This window comes from Kitasatospora sp. NPDC004614 (assembly GCF_042873675.1).
Classification (GTDB): domain Bacteria; phylum Actinomycetota; class Actinomycetes; order Streptomycetales; family Streptomycetaceae; genus Kitasatospora.
On the sequence record NZ_JBIALR010000036.1, the window covers coordinates 1 to 16,772 of the forward strand.

A 16,772-nucleotide genomic window follows, 5' to 3' on the forward strand; every position below is an offset into this window, starting at 1 on the left:
GGGCCCGGGCGCGGGTGGGGGGGGGGGGGTTGCCCCCCCCCCCGGGGGGTCGATATCTCCGGGGGGTTGATGTACATGGGGGTTTGCCCGGGGGCCCCCCCGGGGCGGGGGGGGGGGGGGCCCCCCGGCCCGGTCACATGCCGTTCTTGCGGATCGCGGTGTAGCCGGACAGCTTCGACATCGCCACCTCGTGCGAGATGCAGCCGTTGCTGCCGGAGTCCTCCAGGATGATCGCCTTGGTGTGCGCGGCGTCCGCCCAGCCGCCGAACAGCACCACGTGCTGGTTCTTGTCGCCGCTCTCGTGGTGGATCACCAGCGCGTCGCCGGGCATCAGGTCGCTCTTGTTGATGTGGTGCGCGATGCCCGCGCTCTCGCTGATCAGCGGGCCGGTCGAGGTGCCACCACCCGCGGTGGACAGGCCCCAGGCCGCCGAGACGAAGCCGGAGCAGTCGACCCGGTAGCCGTTGGTGACGGCGCCCTGGCTGTAGCCGAGCTTGCGCTCGACCCGCTCCATCGCCCGCTCGACCATCGCCTTGCGCTCGTCGGAGACCCCGTCCAGGTGCGGCTGGTCCACCACGCCGCCGCCCTGGCCGTTGCGCGGGTGCCACTTGTGGGTGGGCGACCAGTCGTCCCAGCCCCTGCCGTTGATCATCGAGGTCTTCCAGTCGCCGCTGGACCGGTCCTTGATCTTCGGGCCGTCGTGCAGGCCGCCCGGACGGGTGGAGATCCCGGAGCCGTCGTTGCCGCTGGAGTCCCCGCCGCCGGTGTTCGGCGACTTCGGCTGCGGCGCGTGGCTCCCGCCACCACCGCCACCGCCCGTGCCGCCACCGCCGCCACCGCCGTGGCCGCCCGCGCCGTCGCCACCGGTGTTCGGCGACTTCGGCTGGTCCGGGTGGCTCCCGCCGCCACCGCTGCCGCCACCGCCGTTGCCGACGCCGGCGATGCCGGTGCTCGGCGACTTCGGCTGCGGCGTGCCCTCGCCGTGCGGCTTGTTGAGGATGTCGGCGATGCCCTGCTCGACCTGGTGGTACCGGTCGATCGTCTTCTTGAGCTTCGCCGCGTCCTCGCCGAGCTCCTTGGTGAGCTTCTCCTTGGTCTGCATCAGCGCGTCGGCCTTCTGGCTGATGTCGTCGACGTCCCGCTTCACCTCGGAGAGCACCGCGCCCGCCCCGACGACTCCCGCCATGAAACCGGAGAACACGTCGGTGGCCGCCGCCTTGGCGACCGTGGCCTTGATGTGCCCGATCTGCTGGGTCATCTCGGCCATGCGCTGGTTCAGCTGCTGGAAGTCCTGCATGATCTTCAGCATTTCGTCCGGCCGGAAGCCGAACTGATTCCCCGTCATCGCACACGCCCCCCTGCCACGGCGACGGCCCCCCTGGCCGCGCGCCCCAAAACTGGTCCAAGTCTCTCGCAACGGACCGCAAGGGGCCCGGCCGGGGGTGGTCAACCCCAGGCCGGGCCCGATGCGGTGAGCCCGCGTCAGTCGACGCCGTTGCGGCGGTACGGCTGGTACGCCGAGCCGCCGTGGAAGTACGGGTAGGGGATCTCCCGGGAGACCATGCCCGCGTCGCCACTGTCCTCGATGCCGATGTAGCGGGTGTGGGCAGCGTCCACCCAGCCGCCGAACAGCACCGTGTGATCGTTGGAGATCATCGCGTCGCCGGGCTGCAGATCGGCCTTCCCGATGTGGTGCGACACGTTGCCCTGCATCAGACCGATGGTGTTCAGACCCGGGCCGGGCAGGCCCCAGGCGCAGGACACCAGGCCCGAGCAGTCCACCCGGTAGCCGTTGGTGACGGCGCCCTGGCTGTAGCCGAGCTTGTGCTCGGCGCGTTCCAGCGCGCGCTCCACCATGGCCCGGCGTTCCGCCGACAGCCCGTCCAGATTGGGCCTGGCCTTCACGCCGAGGCCTTCGCCGTTCTTCCGGTGCTTCTTGCTGGACCAGGAGTCCCAGCCGCTGCCGTTGATGATCTTGGTGTTCCAGTCACCGGTCGAGCGATCCTTGAGCTTCGGCCCGTCGTGCTTCCCACCGGGCCCGCCGGACGGCGTGCCGGTGCCGCCGCCACCGCCGCTGTCGTTGCCGGTCCTCGGCGACTTCGGCTGCGGCGCGCGGCTCCCGCCGCCACCACCACCGCCACCGCCGCCGCCGTGGCCGACGCCGTCGGTGCCGGTGTGCGGGGACTTCGGCTGCTCGGCATGACCGCCGCCGCCACCATCACCCCCACCGCTGTTGCCGCCACCCCCGCCGGGGCCCACACCGGCGATGCCGGTGTGCGGCGACTTCGGCGGCTGGATCTCGCCCTTGGGCTTGTTCATCTCCTCGGCGATCTTCTTCTCGACCGCCGCGTACCGGGCGATGAGCTTCTTGATCTTTGCCGCGTCCTGGCCCAGCTCCTGGGTGAGCTTCTTCTTGGTCTCCATCAGCGCGTCGGCCTTGTGGCTGATGTCGTCGACGTCCCGCTTCACCTCGGCGAGCACCGCGCCCGCGCCGACGATCCCCAGGATGGCGCCGGAGAACACATCGGTGGCCGCCGCCTTCGCGACCGTCGCCCGGATGTGCCCGACCTGCTGGGTCATCTCCGCCATGCGCTGGTTGAGCTGCTCGAAGTCGCGCTGGATCCGCAGCAGCTCCTCCGGCCGGAAGCCGAACATGTTCCCCGTCATCGAAGGACGTCCCCTCGTTCTCCGTCCGCGGCCGGGCCCCGGACGATCTCCACCGTCCGGATCCGGATCACAGCACGCTGGCGAGGCGCTTCACCGAGTCGCCGAGCTGGTTGAGCTCGTCCGCGACCCCGTTCAGCTCCCGTACCCGGCCCTGGGCGTGCGCGGTGAACGCGTCCGCCGCGGCACCGTGCCAGGACATGTGCGACAGCAGCGAGTTGACGTCCCCACCCAGCTGCTCGACCTGCTTGGCCATCTCGGCCAGCTCCTGCGCGATCTTGTTCAGCTCGGCGTCGGCGTCCCCGAACATCTTGCCGAGCGCCCAGTGCGCGATCTCGGCCGGCGCCATGACGATGTCCTTGCCGACCTTGGCCACGTCGCCGACCAGGTGGCCGACGTCGCTGAACACCTCACCTACGTCGCCAAAAAAGCCCATCAGAAACTCCCCCTGTTCCCCGTCAAACCGTTGCCCCCAGGCTAGTCAGTACTGCCTTCGAGCGAAACGGGCGGGTGCCCGTCAATACCTGCGGTTGACCTCCGGGCGGGTGTTCGCGGTCCGAGCGCCGCGCCTGTGACACTGGAAGCTCGCAACAAAAACCGAGGTGCGCCCCGGCCCCGCCTTTATGCAACCTAGAGGGATGCCCGCAGTGAGTTCTCCCGTAGCCCCGCAGCCCGCCCCCACGCTCGCGGAGCTGGCCGCCCGGTTGCCCGGCCTGATGCTGCGCGACATGCAGCGCCTCGGCCGCCGCCTGGAGGGCACCCGCAAGGTCCGGTCGAGCGAGGCCCGCGACAAGATCCTGGCCGAGCTGGCCATCGACTTCGACCGCTCCGAACTGCGGGTGTCCGACCGCCGGGCGGCGGTCCCGGAAATCCGCTACCCGCAGGAACTGCCGGTCGCGCAGAAGAAGGACGAGATCCTGGCCGCCGTCCGCGACCACCAGGTGGTGATCGTGGCGGGCGAGACCGGCTCCGGAAAGACCACCCAGATCCCGAAGATCTGCCTGGAGCTCGGCCGCGGCATCCAGGGCCTGATCGGCCACACCCAGCCCCGCCGGATCGCCGCCCGCACGGTCGCCGAGCGCGTCGCCGAGGAGCTGAACACCCCGCTCGGCGAGGCCGTCGGCTGGAAGGTCCGGTTCACCGACCAGGCCGGCCAGGACACCCTGGTGAAGCTGATGACGGACGGCATCCTGCTGGCCGAGATCCAGACCGACCGGGACCTGCGCCAGTACGACACCCTGATCATCGACGAGGCGCACGAGCGCAGCCTGAACATCGACTTCCTGCTCGGCTACCTCAAGCAGCTGCTCCCCCGCCGCCCCGACCTCAAGGTGATCATCACCTCGGCCACCATCGACCCGGAACGCTTCGCCGAACACTTCGACGACGCCCCGATCATCGAGGTCTCCGGCCGCACCTACCCGGTCGAGGTCCGATATCGGCCGCTCCTGGATGACGACGTCGAGGAAGAGGAGCTCGACCGCGACCGCGACCAGATCCAGGGGATCTGCGACGCGGTCGAGGAGCTCCAGGCCGAAGGCCCGGGCGACATCCTGGTGTTCCTCTCCGGCGAGCGCGAGATCCGCGACACCGCCGACGCGCTGACCAAGCTGAAACTGAAGTTCACCGAGATCCTCCCGCTGTACGCCCGGCTCTCCTCCGCCGAGCAGCACCGGGTCTTCCAACGGTCCACGCAGCGCCGGGTGGTGCTCGCCACCAACGTCGCCGAGACCTCGCTGACCGTCCCCGGCATCAAGTACGTGATCGACCCGGGCACCGCCCGGATCTCCCGCTACAGCCACCGCACCAAGGTCCAGCGCCTGCCGATCGAGGCGATCAGCCAGGCCAGCGCCAACCAGCGCAAGGGCCGCTGCGGCCGCACCTCGGACGGCATCTGCATCCGCCTGTACTCGGAGGAGGACTTCCTCTCCCGCCCCGAGTTCACCGACGCGGAGATCCTCCGCACCAACCTGGCCTCCGTCATCCTGCAGATGACCGCGGCGAACCTCGGCGACATCGCCGCTTTCCCGTTCCTCGACCCGCCGGACTCCCGCAACATCAAGGACGGCGTCAACCTGCTGCACGAGCTGGGCGCGCTGGACCCGGCCGAGAAGGACCACCGCAAGCGCCTCACCCCGCTCGGCCGCAAGCTCGCGCAGCTCCCGGTCGACCCGCGGATGGCCCGCATGGTGCTGGAGGCCGACCGTCTCGGCTGCGTCCGCGACGTGATGGTGATCGCCTCCGCACTGTCCATCCAGGACCCGCGCGAGCGCCCCGCCGAGAAGCGCCAGGCCGCCGACGAACGGCACCGCCGCTTCCACTCGGAGACCTCCGACTTCCTCTCCTACCTGGCGATGTGGCGCTACGTCAGGGAGCAGCAGAAGGAGCTGTCCTCCTCCGCGTTCCGCCGGATGTGCAAGTCCGAGTTCCTCAACTACCTGCGGATACGGGAGTGGCAGGACGTCTACGTCCAGCTGCGCACCATCGCCAAGCAGCTCGGCGTCACCATCGAGGAGCCTCATGAGGACGCCGAGCCGGACGCGGACCGGATCCACCAGGCGCTGCTCTCCGGCCTGCTGTCCCACCTCGGCCTGTTCGACGTGGAGAAGCGCGAGTACGCGGGCGCCCGGGGCGCCCGGTTCGCGGTGTTCCCCGGTTCGGGGCTGTTCAAGAAGCCGCCGCGCTGGGTGATGTCCGCCGAGCTGGTGGAGACCTCCCGGCTGTGGGCCCGGATCAACGCGAAGATCGAGCCGGAGTGGGTGGAGCCGCTCGCCCCGCACCTGATCAAGCGCAGCTACAGCGAGCCGCACTGGGAGAAGAAGGCCGGCGCGGTGCTGGCCTACGAGAAGGTCACCCTGTACGGCCTGCCGATCGTCGCCCAGCGCAAGATCAACTACGGCCGGGTCGAGCCCGAGCTGTGCCGCGAACTGTTCATCCGCTCCGCTCTGGTGGAGGGCGACTGGGAGACCCACCACAAGTTCTTCGCGGAGAACCGCCGGCTGCTCGACGAGGTCGAGGAGCTGGAGAACCGGGCCCGCCGCCGGGACATCATGGTCGACGACCAGACCCTGTTCGACTTCTACGACGCCCGCCTGCCCGAGGACATCGTCTCCGCCCGGCACTTCGACGCCTGGTGGAAGAAGACCCGCCGCGACCAGCCCGACCTGCTGGGCTTCGAGAAGTCGATGCTGATCAACGACTCCGCGGACGGCGTCACCGAGGCCGACTACCCGGACGTCTGGCAGCAGGGCAAGCTGCGCTTCCCGCTGACCTACCAGTTCGAGCCGGGCAGCGACGCGGACGGCGTGACGGTGCACATCCCGCTCGCGGTGCTCAACCAGGTGGTCGCGGACGGCTTCGACTGGCAGATCCCGGGCCTGCGCGAAGAACTCGTCACCGCCTGGATCCGCTCGCTGCCGAAGGCGATCCGCCGCAACTTCGTGCCCGCCCCGGACTACGCCCGGGCCGCCATGCGCGAGCTGACCGACCGCCAGGAGCCGCTGCTGCCCACCCTGGAGCGGGTGCTGCACCGGATGTCGGGCCTGCCGATCCCGCCGGAGGCCTGGGACGAGGAGCGGATCCCCGACCACCTGAAGGTCACCTTCCGGGTGGTGGACGGCAAGCGGAAGCTCGCCGAGTCCAAGGACCTGGAGGAGCTGCGCCAGGGCCTGCGCCCGAAGCTGTCGGCGACGCTGTCCAGCGCGGCGTCCGGCCGCGGCATCGAGCGCACCGGCCTGACCGCCTGGCCCACCGACCTGCCGGTCCTGCAGCGCACCTTCGAGCAGCGCTCGCGCGGCCACGCGCTGCGCGCCTACCCGGCGCTGGTGGACGAGGGTTCGAGCGTCGGCATCAAGCTGTTCGACACCCCCGAGGCCCAGCAGCGCGCCATGTGGGAGGGCACCCGCCGGCTGCTGATGCTGCAGATCAACTCGCCCGCCAAGTCGATCCAGGGCCGCCTGGGCAATCAGGCGAAGCTGGCGCTGTCGTACAACCCGCACGGCTCGATCCCGGCGCTGTTCGAGGACATCGTGGCGGCCGCCACCGACCGCCTGATGACCCTGTCGGGCGGCGTGGCCTGGGACTTGGAGACGTTCACGACGCTGTACGACAAGGTCCGGGCGGACCTGTACGAGCTGTCGGCGGACACCACGCTGAAGACCGCGGCGGCGCTGATCGGCTTCCACAAGGCGTCGAACCGGCTGAAGTCGGTCTCCAGCCCGGTGCTGCTGTCCGCGGTGAACGACGTCCGCCTGCACCTGGCCTCGCTGGTGCACCCGGGCTTCGTCACCGACACCGGCTGGCAGCGTCTGGGCGACCTGAAGCGCTATCTGATCGCCGTGGACCGCCGCCTGGAGGCGCTGCCCGACCATCCGCAGCGCGACCTGCAGAACCTGCTGAAGGTGCAGGCGGTGCAGCAGGCGTACGGCGAGCTGCTGGCGAAGGTCCCGGCCGGCCGGGAGCCGTCGGCGGAGATCCGGTCGGTCCGCTGGATGATCGAGGAGCTGCGGGTGAGCTTCTTCGCGCAGGGGCTGGGCACGCCGACGCCGGTGTCGGAGAAGCGCATCCTGAAGGCGATGGAGGCCGCCGCGGCGACCCTCTGAGGCCGGCCCGGAGCCGGTTCGACCTGGGGGGCAGAGATGCGTTACGATCTGTCTTGTTCGCAAGCGAGAGCAAGCGGGCAAGGATCAGATCACTGGTCCCGTGGAGCAGTTGGTTAGCTCGCCACCCTGTCAAGGTGGAGGTCGCGGGTTCAAGTCCCGTCGGGATCGCAAGAGTGTAGGGCCCGGAACTTCGAGTTCCGGGCCCTATCGCTTTTCCCGGGCGCGCACAAGATAACGGTGCTGTGATCACCGTCACTGACGCCCTTTCAGGAAGCGACTTCCAGGGCATCCCCGCAAAGGCCCCAGATTTAATATGTAAAATTGCACTGTCATTACCGGGAATTCCCCCCACCCCCACCAGCCCCACAGGAATCCCGCATTCCGGCCCCGACCCACCGAGAACTGCCGGAACATGCCGAAGGGCCGCTCCCCCGACCCGGCGGAGTCGGAGAGGCGGCCCTTGAGACCTGCCGAGCGCGTTCCCGACCCGGCGGAGTCGGGAGTGGGCGCCCGGGGGAAATGCCGGGGATCAGACCTCGGTGCGCTGGGCCGGAATACCGGCCAGCAGGGCACGCACCTCCGCCTCGCGGTAACGGCGGTGGCCGCCGAGGGTCCGAATCGACGTGAGCTTGCCGGCCTTGGCCCAGCGGGTCACCGTCTTGGGGTCCACGCGGAACATGGTGGCGACCTCTGCCGGCGTCAGCAGGGGCTCGGCGTCAGGGGTACGAGCGGTCATGAGCGGCCTCCTCGGGAGAACCGAACCAGGGCGGTTCTATCCTTCAAATTCTGCACCTTGACCCGTGATGCCCGAAATGGCACGGACGGGCCGAGTCGGTTATAGGACGAACGGCTTGTCCTGGTGTCTACAACTACACCATCCGTCCAGCCCTATCGGCCAAACCGTCAAAATTGACCCCTCACGGGTTCAAGGGCGACGGATGGCCATGGACCACCCCATAGCGGACAGTTACGCACCGGTGACGTCCGGTCACGGTGCGCACGCCCGAGAGGGCTTGGGTTGGTTGTCCCATTTTGGCACATAGGTCTGAGTTGGCGTCAACGGTGAGTAGTGTCACGTTTCTCGGCTATTGACCCGATCTGGGACCATCGTCCCAAAAACCCGCCCAATGGTATGGACCATCCTCTCCCCTCGCACCTCCATTCGACCAGGGGGCATTTTCTGACGCCCCCTCAGCCCCTCTGAGCTTCCCCCGTCACCGGGCCGATCAAGCTCAGGAGGCCTGCCGCAGTGCCAGCACCCGCCGCCAGCGCGCCGACAGGGCCTCGTAGCAGCGCTGTGCCGACACGGTGTCGCCGGTCCGCAGGGCGGCCAGGCCGTCCGCGAGTTCGCCCACCGAGTGTTCCTCGGCCAGCGCCCGCGGGCCGAGCAGCTGCACCAGGCCGCCGTAGTCGAGCTCCACCAGCGAGCGCGGGTGGAACTCCTCCAGCCAGCGGCCGATCTCCTCCGCCCCCTCCGCGAGCGCCGCACCGGCCGCGCTGCCCGGCACCTCGGCCGTGGGGACGGCGGTACGCAGCGCCCGGTAGGCCCGGGCCACCCGGCGGCGGGCCTGCACCATCGGCGTCAGGTAGAACAGCGCGGCGGGCTCCGGCCGTTCGCCGTCCCCGGCCGAGCCGTACTCGCCGGCCGGCAGGTGGTGGCGGTCCTCCTCGCCGAACGCCAGGAACCAGTGCAGTGGCACCTCCCAGCGGCTGGCGCGGATCCACGGCCGGGCGTCGGGGTGGTCCTGCTGCCACTGCGCCCGCTCGGCCTCCGCGGCGGCCCGCAGCGGCGACGGCAGCACGGTGTCCACCAGGTGCGCGGGCAGCGTGCGGCGCAGCTCCTGCAGGGCCAGCCAGCCGCGCAGCCGGGTCGTCCACGGGCAGATGTAGGTGACGCCGTCCGCGAGCCGGACGTAGGCCTGCCCGTCCTCCTGGTCGGGCAGCGGACGGGGCGTCAGGGCGGCCAGCGCGGCCAGGGCGGCGCGCTGTTCGGCGAGCGCGGCGCCGGTCACCGGTCGGCCCGGCCCGTCCGCGTCGGGGCCGTGTGCGGCCGCGTAGGCCTGCCAGCGGCCGCGGTCCGGCTCGGGGTAGGCGGCCAACGGCTCGTAGACCCGCAACTGGGCGGTGTACGGCGGGAGCACGGAGGTGCGCGGGGCGGTCACGCTCCGCATGGTCGCATGCGCCTCACGGACGCGTCAGGGTGTCGCCGAGAAGGCTTCGATCGTTATTGCTCGGGGCCCGTCCGGGGGCAGATTCGAAGGCGGCCCCGGACGTAGGCTTCGACCAGACGCCCGCACCACCGTCGCGGGCCATCATTGCTGGAGTCACCACCGTGACCGACGTACACACCACACACCCCGCACCAGGCGTGTTGGGCCGAGTCTTCGGCACCGGCCAGGAGGGCGACGGGCACGAGCAGGTCGTGCTCTGCCACGACCGTTCCACCGGTCTCAAGGCGATCATCGCCATCCACTCGACCGCCCTCGGCCCGGCGCTCGGCGGCACCCGGTTCTTCCCGTACGCGAGCGAGGAGGAGGCGTTGACCGACGCCCTGAACCTCTCCCGCGGAATGAGCTACAAGAACGCCCTCGCCGGGCTCGACCTCGGCGGCGGCAAGGCCGTGATCATCGGCGACCCGAACCAGGACAAGAACGAGGCGATGCTGCGCGCCTACGGGCGCTTCGTGCAGACCCTGCGCGGCCGCTACGTCACCGCCTGCGACGTGGGCACCTACGTCCAGGACATGGACGTGATCGCCCGGGAGACCGAGTTCGTCACCGGCCGCTCGCCCGAGCACGGCGGCGCCGGCGACTCCTCCGTCCTCACCTCCTTCGGCGTCTTCCAGGGCATGCGGGCCTCCGCCCAGGCCCGCTGGGGCCAGCCGACCCTGCGCGGCAAGCGGGTCGGCGTGGCGGGTGTCGGCAAGGTCGGCCACTACCTGGTCGGCCACCTGGTCGCGGACGGCGCCACCGTGGTCGTCACCGATGTCTCCGAGGCCGCCGTGAACCGGGTCCGGGCCGCCCACCCCGAGGTCGAGGTGGTGGCCGACACCGCCGCCCTGCTCGCCTCGGACCTGGACGTGTACGCCCCGTGCGCGCTCGGCGGCGCGCTCACCGACGAGACGGTGGGGGCGCTCGGCGCGGCCGGCACCTCGATCGTCTGCGGCGCGGCCAACAACCAGCTCGCCCACGCGGGTGTGGAGAAGGACCTCGCCGACCGCGGCATCCTGTACGCGCCCGACTACCTGGTGAACTCCGGTGGCGTGATCCAGGTCGCCGACGAGATCGACGGTTTCAACTTCGACCGGGCGAAGAACAAGGCGACGAAGATCTTCGACACCACGCTGGAGATCTTCACCCGGGCCGCCGCCGACGGCATCCCGCCGGCGGTGGCCGCCGACCGGCTCGCCGAGAAGCGGATGCGGGAGATCAGCGCGCTGCGCTCGGTCCTGCTGCCGGCCGCCCGCCGGAGCTGACCCGCCACGCTTCGTGATGCGCGGGGCCGGCGCCGCCCGGCCCCGCGCATCACGATGTGGAACCGGATTCTCAGTTAGTCCCCCGAACGGGCGATACCGCGCCTCCTTCGGGGGATAATCTCTGCAGGAACGACGGGACCGGCATCGCGCCGGACAGCCTGCCAAAGCCCCGAAATTCCCCTCTGACCTGGGCGGACCTGGTTCGAGGGAGCTTGGGTGCGCGCCACGTCACACCGGCGACGTACCGTCCGGCGGCGGAAGCAGGTACCGTTAATGCTCCAAGGGACGGTTTCCCACTTCGGGCAGGCCGGACCTGATCATCAACACGTGTCAGACTCGGGGCCGTGAGCCCCACCGTTGAGGGGGTCGACCCATGGGGCGCGGCCGGGCCAAGGCCAAGCAGACGAAGGTCGCCCGCGAGCTGAAGTACAACAGCGGCGGGTTCGACGCTAACCGTCTGTCTCACGAGCTGGGTGTATCTCCGTCCACCGCGATCGAGCCTGAGCCGATCGAGGACGACGACGAGGACGACCCCTACGCGGCGTACGCGGACATGTACGACGACGAGGACGACGACGACGAGGACACCCCTCCGACTCGTCGCCGCGCGTAACGTTCTTCGACCGGACCGGTCCGGGCACTCCCTGCGGGTGCCGGGCCGGTTTTCGGCGTACCTGTTCGCGACAGCCGGTGTTCGTGGCGTGAGCCGGTGGTTCACGCTCATGAGAAGGGCCCCGCCGTGGCGGGGCCCTTCAGCGTGCCCGGATCAGAACGCCTCGTAGGCGTTGTACAGCGCCGCGCCGCCGTCGTGCTCCGCGTCGCGCTCGACCACGTCGCCGAGCAGCCACGCCTCGACGCCGCGGTCCTCCAGCACCGACATGACCACGTCGACCGACTCCGGCGGGACGACGGCGACCATGCCGACGCCCATGTTGAGGGTCTTCTCGATCTCCAGGGTCTGCATCTGGCCGACCTTGGCGACGGTCTGGAACACCGGCAGCGGGCTCCAGGTGCCGCGGTCCAGGCGGGCGTGCAGGTGGTCCGGGATGACCCGGGCCAGGTTGGCGGCCAGGCCGCCGCCGGTGACGTGCGAGAAGGCGTGGATCTCGGTGGCGCGGGTGAGCGCCAGGCAGTCCAGGGTGTAGATCCGGGTCGGCTCCAGCAGCTCCTCGCCGAGGGTGCGGCCGAACTCCTCGACCTGGCGGTCGAGCTTCCAGCCGGCCTGGTTCAGCAGCACGTGCCGGACCAGCGAGTAGCCGTTGGAGTGCAGGCCGGAGGCGGCCATCGCGATGACCACGTCACCGGCCCGGACCCGGTCCGCGCCGAGCAGCGCGTCGGCCTCGACCACGCCGGTGCCGGCGCCGGCCACGTCGTACTCGTCGGGGCCGAGCAGGCCCGGGTGCTCGGCGGTCTCGCCGCCGATCAGCGAGCAGCCGGCCAGCGTGCAGCCCTCGGCGATGCCCTTGACGATGGCGGCGACCCGCTCCGGGACGACCTTGCCGACGCAGATGTAGTCGGTCATGAACAGCGGCTCGGCGCCGCACACCACGAGGTCGTCGACGACCATGCCGACCAGGTCGTGGCCGATGGTGTCGTGCTTGTCCATGGCCTGGGCGATGGCCACCTTGGTGCCCACGCCGTCGGTGGCGGAGGCCAGCAGCGGGCGCTCGTAGCGCTTGAAGGCGGAGGCGTCGAACAGTCCGGCGAAGCCGCCCAGGCCGCCCAGGACCTCGGGACGGTTGGTCTTCTTCACCCACTGCTTCATCAGCTCGACGGCACGGTCGCCGGCCTCGATGTCGACACCCGCGGCGGCGTAGGTCGCCCCGGTCTCGTTGCTGGTCACCTGGTGTGGCCCTTTCGAAGTGGTGGTGCTGCCTCCCCCGGCCGGAGCCGGGACGGGGTGCCCCTGGCCCGGAGGCCGGGGGCGGTGCGCCTGGTTACGGGCGTCGCAGCGCGTCCGCCGCGCCGGCGCCGCCCAGCAGCGACTGCACGCCGTCGAGGTCGCTGGTCTGCTTGCCGCCGCGGACGGGCTGCTGCTGCTTGGACTGGCCGCCGGCGATCTCCGCCTCCAGCAGCAGCTTGCCGAGCAGCGCCGGGTCCGGCAGCTCCATCGGGTACTCGCCGTCGAAGCAGGCCCGGCAGAGGTTGTCCTTGGGCTGCTTGGTGGCCTCGATCATCCCCTCGATGGAGATGTAGGCCAGCGAGTCGGCGCCCAGCGAGCGGCCGATCTCGTCGACCGACAGGCCGTTGGCGATCAGCTCGGCGCGGGTGGCGAAGTCGATGCCGAAGAAGCACGGCCACTTCACCGGCGGCGAGGAGATCCGGATGTGGACCTCGGCCGCACCGGCCTCGCGGAGCATCCGCACCAGCGCGCGCTGGGTGTTGCCGCGGACGATCGAGTCGTCCACGACCACCAGGCGCTTGCCCCGGATGACTTCCTTGAGCGGGTTGAGCTTCAGCCGGATGCCCAGCTGGCGGATGGTCTGGTTGGGCTGGATGAAGGTGCGGCCCACGTAGGCGTTCTTCACCAGGCCGGAGCCGAACGGGATCCCGCTGGCCTCGGCGTAGCCGATCGCGGCGGGGGTGCCGGATTCGGGAGTCGCTATCACCAGGTCGGCGTCGGCGGGGGCCTCGGCGGCCAGCTTGCGGCCCATCTCCACCCGGGAGAGGTGCACGTTGCGGCCGGCGATCGAGGTGTCCGGGCGGGCCAGGTACACGTACTCGAAGACGCAGCCCTTGGGCTTGGCCTCGGCGAAGCGCGAGGAGCGCATGCCGTTCTCGTCGATGGCGATCAGTTCGCCGGGCTCCACCTCGCGGATGAAGCTGGCGCCGACGATGTCGAGGGCCGAGGTCTCGGAGGCGACCACCCAGCCGCGCTCGATCCGGCCGAGCACCAGCGGGCGGATGCCCTGCGGGTCACGGGCGGCGTAGAGCGTGTGCTCGTCCATGAAGACCAGCGAGAACGCGCCCTTGACGCCCGGCAGCACCTGCTGCGCGGCTTCCTCGATGGTCAGCTCGGCGTGGCCTGCCAGCAGAGCGGTCAGCAGGTCGGTGTCGTTGGTCGCCGCGGTCCGCCCGGAGCGGGAGACGTGCTCCTCGCCGGGCAGTTCGGCGACCTTCGCCGCGAGTTCGGCGGTGTTGACCAGGTTTCCGTTGTGGCCGAGGGCCAGCGAACCGTTGGCGGTCGCCCGGAAGGTCGGCTGGGCGTTCTCCCAGACCGAGGACCCGGTGGTCGAGTAGCGGGCATGTCCGACGGCGATATGCCCGTGCAGCGACCCCAGGGAGGTCTCGTCGAAGACCTGGGAGACAAGTCCCATGTCCTTGAAGACGAGAATCTGGGAGCCGTTGCTCACCGCAATGCCCGCGGATTCCTGTCCGCGGTGCTGCAGGGCATAGAGGCCGAAGTACGTGAGCTTGGCGACCTCCTCGCCGGGAGCCCAGACACCGAAGACGCCACAAGCGTCCTGGGGGCCTTTCTCACCGGGAAGAAGATCGTGGTTGAGTCGTCCGTCACCACGTGGCACGTCTCCGAGTCTAGGGCAGTCGGCGGGAACGCCCTGATGGCAGCCTCGCGGTACGCGCGTAGACCCCGCCCCTTACCAGTTTTCGACACGGACGGTGACCGGCTTCACGCCCTTGTCATCAAGCCTTCGCAGGCCCGGACGACCGGCGTTGTGAGCCTGCTCACCCGGCGGGCAGCAGCAGCCGCCAGGAGTCCGGACGGACCGTCCAGGTGCGGTGGCGGACCGGGCCGACCGGGCAGCCGTCGGCCTCGTAGCCGAAGCCGCGCCCGGCCACCGTGAGCCGGCCCGCCCGGTGGCGCTGCGGGCTGCCGTCCAGCTCGAGGGCGAGTTCCATGGCGCCGTCGACCATGGCGACCCGGAGGTGGCGCACCCGCTGGTGGACGTCGGCCAGCAGCCGGCCGTCGGCCTCGATGCGCAATTCCTCGGATCCGGAGGGGCTCGCCTGCTCGGCCGCAGCAAGTTTCGCCCATAGCGAACGCCAGCCACCCGTTCGGCCCTGCCTGGGGCCGGTGAAACGGACCTCCGAGAGCACCACTCCGCCACCGTCGTCGAGCAGCAGTCCGAGCCGCCGCGCACTGCCCGCCAGCACCGTCCGGGCGGCCGCGACCGGCTCGGCCGGCACCCCCAGCAGACGGGCCGTCGCGGTGGCCACCGGACCCCCGACCGGCACCAGTCCGACCGGGTCGGCGTCCAGCTCGCGTTGCCGGTGCAGCGCCTGCAACACCCGCTGCAGCGCCTGGTCCGAGCCGATCACCACGGCCCGCCTCCTGCCCCGGTGCTGAAGCACCCGGTCCAGCTCGGACGGGCTCTCCGGCAGGGTGACTTTCACGTCGGCCCCGCCGCACAGCACATCCTTGGCGATCCGCACCGATTCGCCGTCCGCCTGCCTGGCCGAAGGGTCCAGCACCACCAGGAGCGGCCCGGCCCCCTCGGCGTCCGGGGGGCGGGATACGGGCGTGGACAGCGACGACACGACCGGTCCTTCCTCAGGTAATCTCTCGGTGCAAGAGCCCCTTGCGCCATTGCGCCAGGGGCTTCGTCCATCTCGGGGCAGACTGCGGTCTTCGCAGGATGCCCCAACCGGAAGGGGTGTACGCCTGTGCCGGCACTCGTGCTCGTTGGTGCCCAGTGGGGAGACGAGGGCAAGGGGAAGGCCACCGACCTGCTCGGAGGCTCCGTCGACTACGTCGTCCGCTACCAGGGCGGCAACAACGCCGGTCACACGGTGGTCATCGGCGACCAGAAGTACGCCCTCCACCTGCTGCCTTCCGGCATCCTCAGCCCGAACGTGGTGCCGGTGATCGGCAACGGCGTGGTCATCGACCCGGGCGTGCTGCTCTCCGAGCTGCAGGGCCTGAACGACCGCGGCATCGACACCTCCAAGCTGCTGATCTCGGGCAACGCCCACCTGATCACCCCGTACCACCGGACGCTGGACAAGGTCACCGAGCGCTTCCTCGGCAAGCGCCGGATCGGCACCACCGGCCGCGGCATCGGCCCGTCCTACGCGGACAAGATCAACCGCGTGGGCATCCGGGTCCAGGACCTGTTCGACGAGTCGATCCTGCGCCAGAAGATCGAAGCGGCGCTGCACGACAAGAACCAGCTCCTGGTCAAGCTCTACAACCGCCGCGCGATCCCGGCCGACCTGGTGCTCGAGGAGTACCTGGGCTACGCCGACAAGATCAAGCCGTACCTGGCGGACACCACCTACGTCCTGGACGAGGCGCTGAAGGCCAACAAGGTCGTGCTGCTCGAAGGCGGCCAGGGCACCCTGCTCGACGTGGACCACGGCACGTACCCGTTCGTCACCTCGTCGAACCCGACCTCGGGCGGCGCCTGCACCGGCTCCGGCATCGGTCCCACCAAGATCGACCGGGTGATCGGCATCCTGAAGGCCTACACCACCCGCGTCGGCTCGGGCCCGTTCCCGACCGAGCTGCTGGACGCGGACGGCGAGGCGCTGCGGCGGATCGGCGGCGAGCGCGGTGTCACCACCGGCCGCGACCGGCGCTGCGGCTGGTTCGACGCGGTGGTCGCCCGCTACGCGACCCGGGTCAACGGCCTGACCGACTTCTTCCTGACCAAGCTGGACGTGCTGACCGGCTGGGAGCAGATCCCGGTCTGCGTCGCGTACGAGATCGACGGCCGCCGGGTCGAGGAACTCCCGTACAACCAGACCGACTTCCACCACGCGAAGCCGATCTACGAGAACCTGCCCGGCTGGAGCGAGGACATCTCGAAGGCGCAGACCTTCTCCGACCTGCCGAAGAACGCGCAGGCGTACGTGAAGGCGCTGGAGGAGATGTCGGGCGCGCCGATCTCGGCGATCGGTGTCGGCCCCGGCCGGACCGAGACCATCCAGATCAACTCCTTCCTGTAGGACGGCCTGAAGGCCCGGCACCCCTGTCGCGGGTGGTTTCTAGCGATCGTTGCAACACGTGGTCGGTTGTCTAGGCCACGAGGAGTTTAGTCAGACGCTCGGCTGGGGTTTCCCAGCCGAGCGTT

12 protein-coding genes and 1 tRNA gene are annotated in these 16,772 nt (G+C 70.2%); 5 read left to right on the forward strand and 8 right to left on the reverse strand.

What is annotated here, in order from left to right; all coding sequences use genetic code 11:
- Window positions 1–133 precede the first annotated feature (133 nt).
- The 3 genes from ACFYST_RS36335 to ACFYST_RS36345 form a co-directional block, all read right to left on the reverse strand.
- The gene (locus tag ACFYST_RS36335) at window positions 134–1,345 is read right to left on the reverse strand and encodes a hypothetical protein (RefSeq protein WP_387640414.1); all 1,212 of its coding nucleotides are present in this window, start codon (window positions 1,343–1,345) and stop codon (window positions 134–136) included.
- Between the two features lie 137 nt (window positions 1,346–1,482).
- Window positions 1,483–2,667: a hypothetical protein gene (locus ACFYST_RS36340; RefSeq protein WP_387868727.1), complete on the reverse strand. Its 1,185-nt coding sequence runs from the start codon at window positions 2,665–2,667 to the stop codon at window positions 1,483–1,485.
- 67 nt (window positions 2,668–2,734) lie between these two features.
- On the reverse strand, window positions 2,735–3,100 hold the full coding sequence (locus ACFYST_RS36345) for a hypothetical protein (protein WP_387640409.1): 366 nt from the start codon (window positions 3,098–3,100) through the stop codon (window positions 2,735–2,737).
- A 202-nt stretch (window positions 3,101–3,302) separates the two neighbouring features.
- On the opposite strand from ACFYST_RS36345, the gene hrpA reads away from it, so the two are divergent.
- Window positions 3,303–7,265, forward strand: coding sequence for an ATP-dependent RNA helicase HrpA (gene hrpA / locus ACFYST_RS36350; RefSeq protein WP_387868730.1), 3,963 nt, complete (start codon window positions 3,303–3,305; stop codon window positions 7,263–7,265).
- 94 nt (window positions 7,266–7,359) lie between these two features.
- Window positions 7,360–7,433 (forward strand) — tRNA-Asp (locus tag ACFYST_RS36355).
- A gap of 361 nt (window positions 7,434–7,794) precedes the next feature.
- Here the strand turns inward: ACFYST_RS36355 and bldC are convergent.
- Together bldC and ACFYST_RS36365 are read right to left on the reverse strand one after the other, a co-directional pair.
- The gene (gene bldC / locus ACFYST_RS36360; protein WP_030459248.1) at window positions 7,795–8,001 is read right to left on the reverse strand and encodes a developmental transcriptional regulator BldC; all 207 of its coding nucleotides are present in this window, start codon (window positions 7,999–8,001) and stop codon (window positions 7,795–7,797) included.
- A 496-nt stretch (window positions 8,002–8,497) separates the two neighbouring features.
- Window positions 8,498–9,427 carry a hypothetical protein gene (locus ACFYST_RS36365; protein ID WP_387868732.1) on the reverse strand — a complete coding sequence of 310 codons (930 nt, stop codon included), beginning with the start codon at window positions 9,425–9,427 and terminating at the stop codon, window positions 8,498–8,500.
- A gap of 170 nt (window positions 9,428–9,597) precedes the next feature.
- Between ACFYST_RS36365 and ACFYST_RS36370 the strand changes: the two genes are divergently transcribed.
- Both ACFYST_RS36370 and ACFYST_RS36375 read left to right on the forward strand, forming a co-directional pair.
- The gene (locus ACFYST_RS36370) at window positions 9,598–10,740 is read left to right on the forward strand and encodes a Glu/Leu/Phe/Val dehydrogenase dimerization domain-containing protein (RefSeq protein ID WP_387868734.1); all 1,143 of its coding nucleotides are present in this window, start codon (window positions 9,598–9,600) and stop codon (window positions 10,738–10,740) included.
- Between the two features lie 373 nt (window positions 10,741–11,113).
- Window positions 11,114–11,353, forward strand: a complete 240-nt coding sequence (locus tag ACFYST_RS36375; protein ID WP_387640400.1) for a DUF3073 domain-containing protein — start codon at window positions 11,114–11,116, stop codon at window positions 11,351–11,353.
- A 153-nt stretch (window positions 11,354–11,506) separates the two neighbouring features.
- Here the strand turns inward: ACFYST_RS36375 and purM are convergent, their stop codons facing one another.
- The 3 genes from purM to ACFYST_RS36390 all read right to left on the reverse strand — a co-directional run bounded on the left by purM (window position 11,507) and on the right by ACFYST_RS36390 (window position 15,237).
- A complete protein-coding gene (gene purM / locus ACFYST_RS36380; RefSeq protein ID WP_387640397.1) occupies window positions 11,507–12,583 on the reverse strand; it encodes a phosphoribosylformylglycinamidine cyclo-ligase in 1,077 nt (358 codons plus the stop codon).
- 94 nt (window positions 12,584–12,677) lie between these two features.
- Window positions 12,678–14,264 carry an amidophosphoribosyltransferase gene (gene purF, locus ACFYST_RS36385; RefSeq protein ID WP_387640395.1) on the reverse strand — a complete coding sequence of 529 codons (1,587 nt, stop codon included), beginning with the start codon at window positions 14,262–14,264 and terminating at the stop codon, window positions 12,678–12,680.
- Window positions 14,265–14,424: 160 nt separating this feature from the next.
- On the reverse strand, window positions 14,425–15,237 hold the full coding sequence (locus tag ACFYST_RS36390) for a diacylglycerol kinase (RefSeq protein ID WP_387640392.1): 813 nt from the start codon (window positions 15,235–15,237) through the stop codon (window positions 14,425–14,427).
- 126 nt (window positions 15,238–15,363) lie between these two features.
- Here ACFYST_RS36390 and ACFYST_RS36395 point away from each other — a divergent pair, with 126 nt between their 5' ends.
- Window positions 15,364–16,647, forward strand: a complete 1,284-nt coding sequence (locus ACFYST_RS36395; RefSeq protein ID WP_387640389.1) for an adenylosuccinate synthase — start codon at window positions 15,364–15,366, stop codon at window positions 16,645–16,647.
- Window positions 16,648–16,772 lie beyond the last annotated feature (125 nt).

What these genes read in the sequence shown, in the direction of transcription:
- ACFYST_RS36335 (WP_387640414.1), bottom strand. Translation starts at nt 1,345, where the DNA reads ATGACGGGGAATCAGTTCGGCTTCCGGCCGGACGAAATGCTGAAGATC.
- ACFYST_RS36340 (WP_387868727.1), bottom strand. Translation starts at nt 2,667, where the DNA reads ATGACGGGGAACATGTTCGGCTTCCGGCCGGAGGAGCTGCTGCGGATC.
- ACFYST_RS36345 (WP_387640409.1), bottom strand. Translation starts at nt 3,100, where the DNA reads ATGGGCTTTTTTGGCGACGTAGGTGAGGTGTTCAGCGACGTCGGCCAC.
- hrpA (WP_387868730.1), top strand. Translation starts at nt 3,303, where the DNA reads ATGCCCGCAGTGAGTTCTCCCGTAGCCCCGCAGCCCGCCCCCACGCTC.
- bldC (WP_030459248.1), bottom strand. Translation starts at nt 8,001, where the DNA reads ATGACCGCTCGTACCCCTGACGCCGAGCCCCTGCTGACGCCGGCAGAG.
- ACFYST_RS36375 (WP_387640400.1), top strand. Translation starts at nt 11,114, where the DNA reads ATGGGGCGCGGCCGGGCCAAGGCCAAGCAGACGAAGGTCGCCCGCGAG.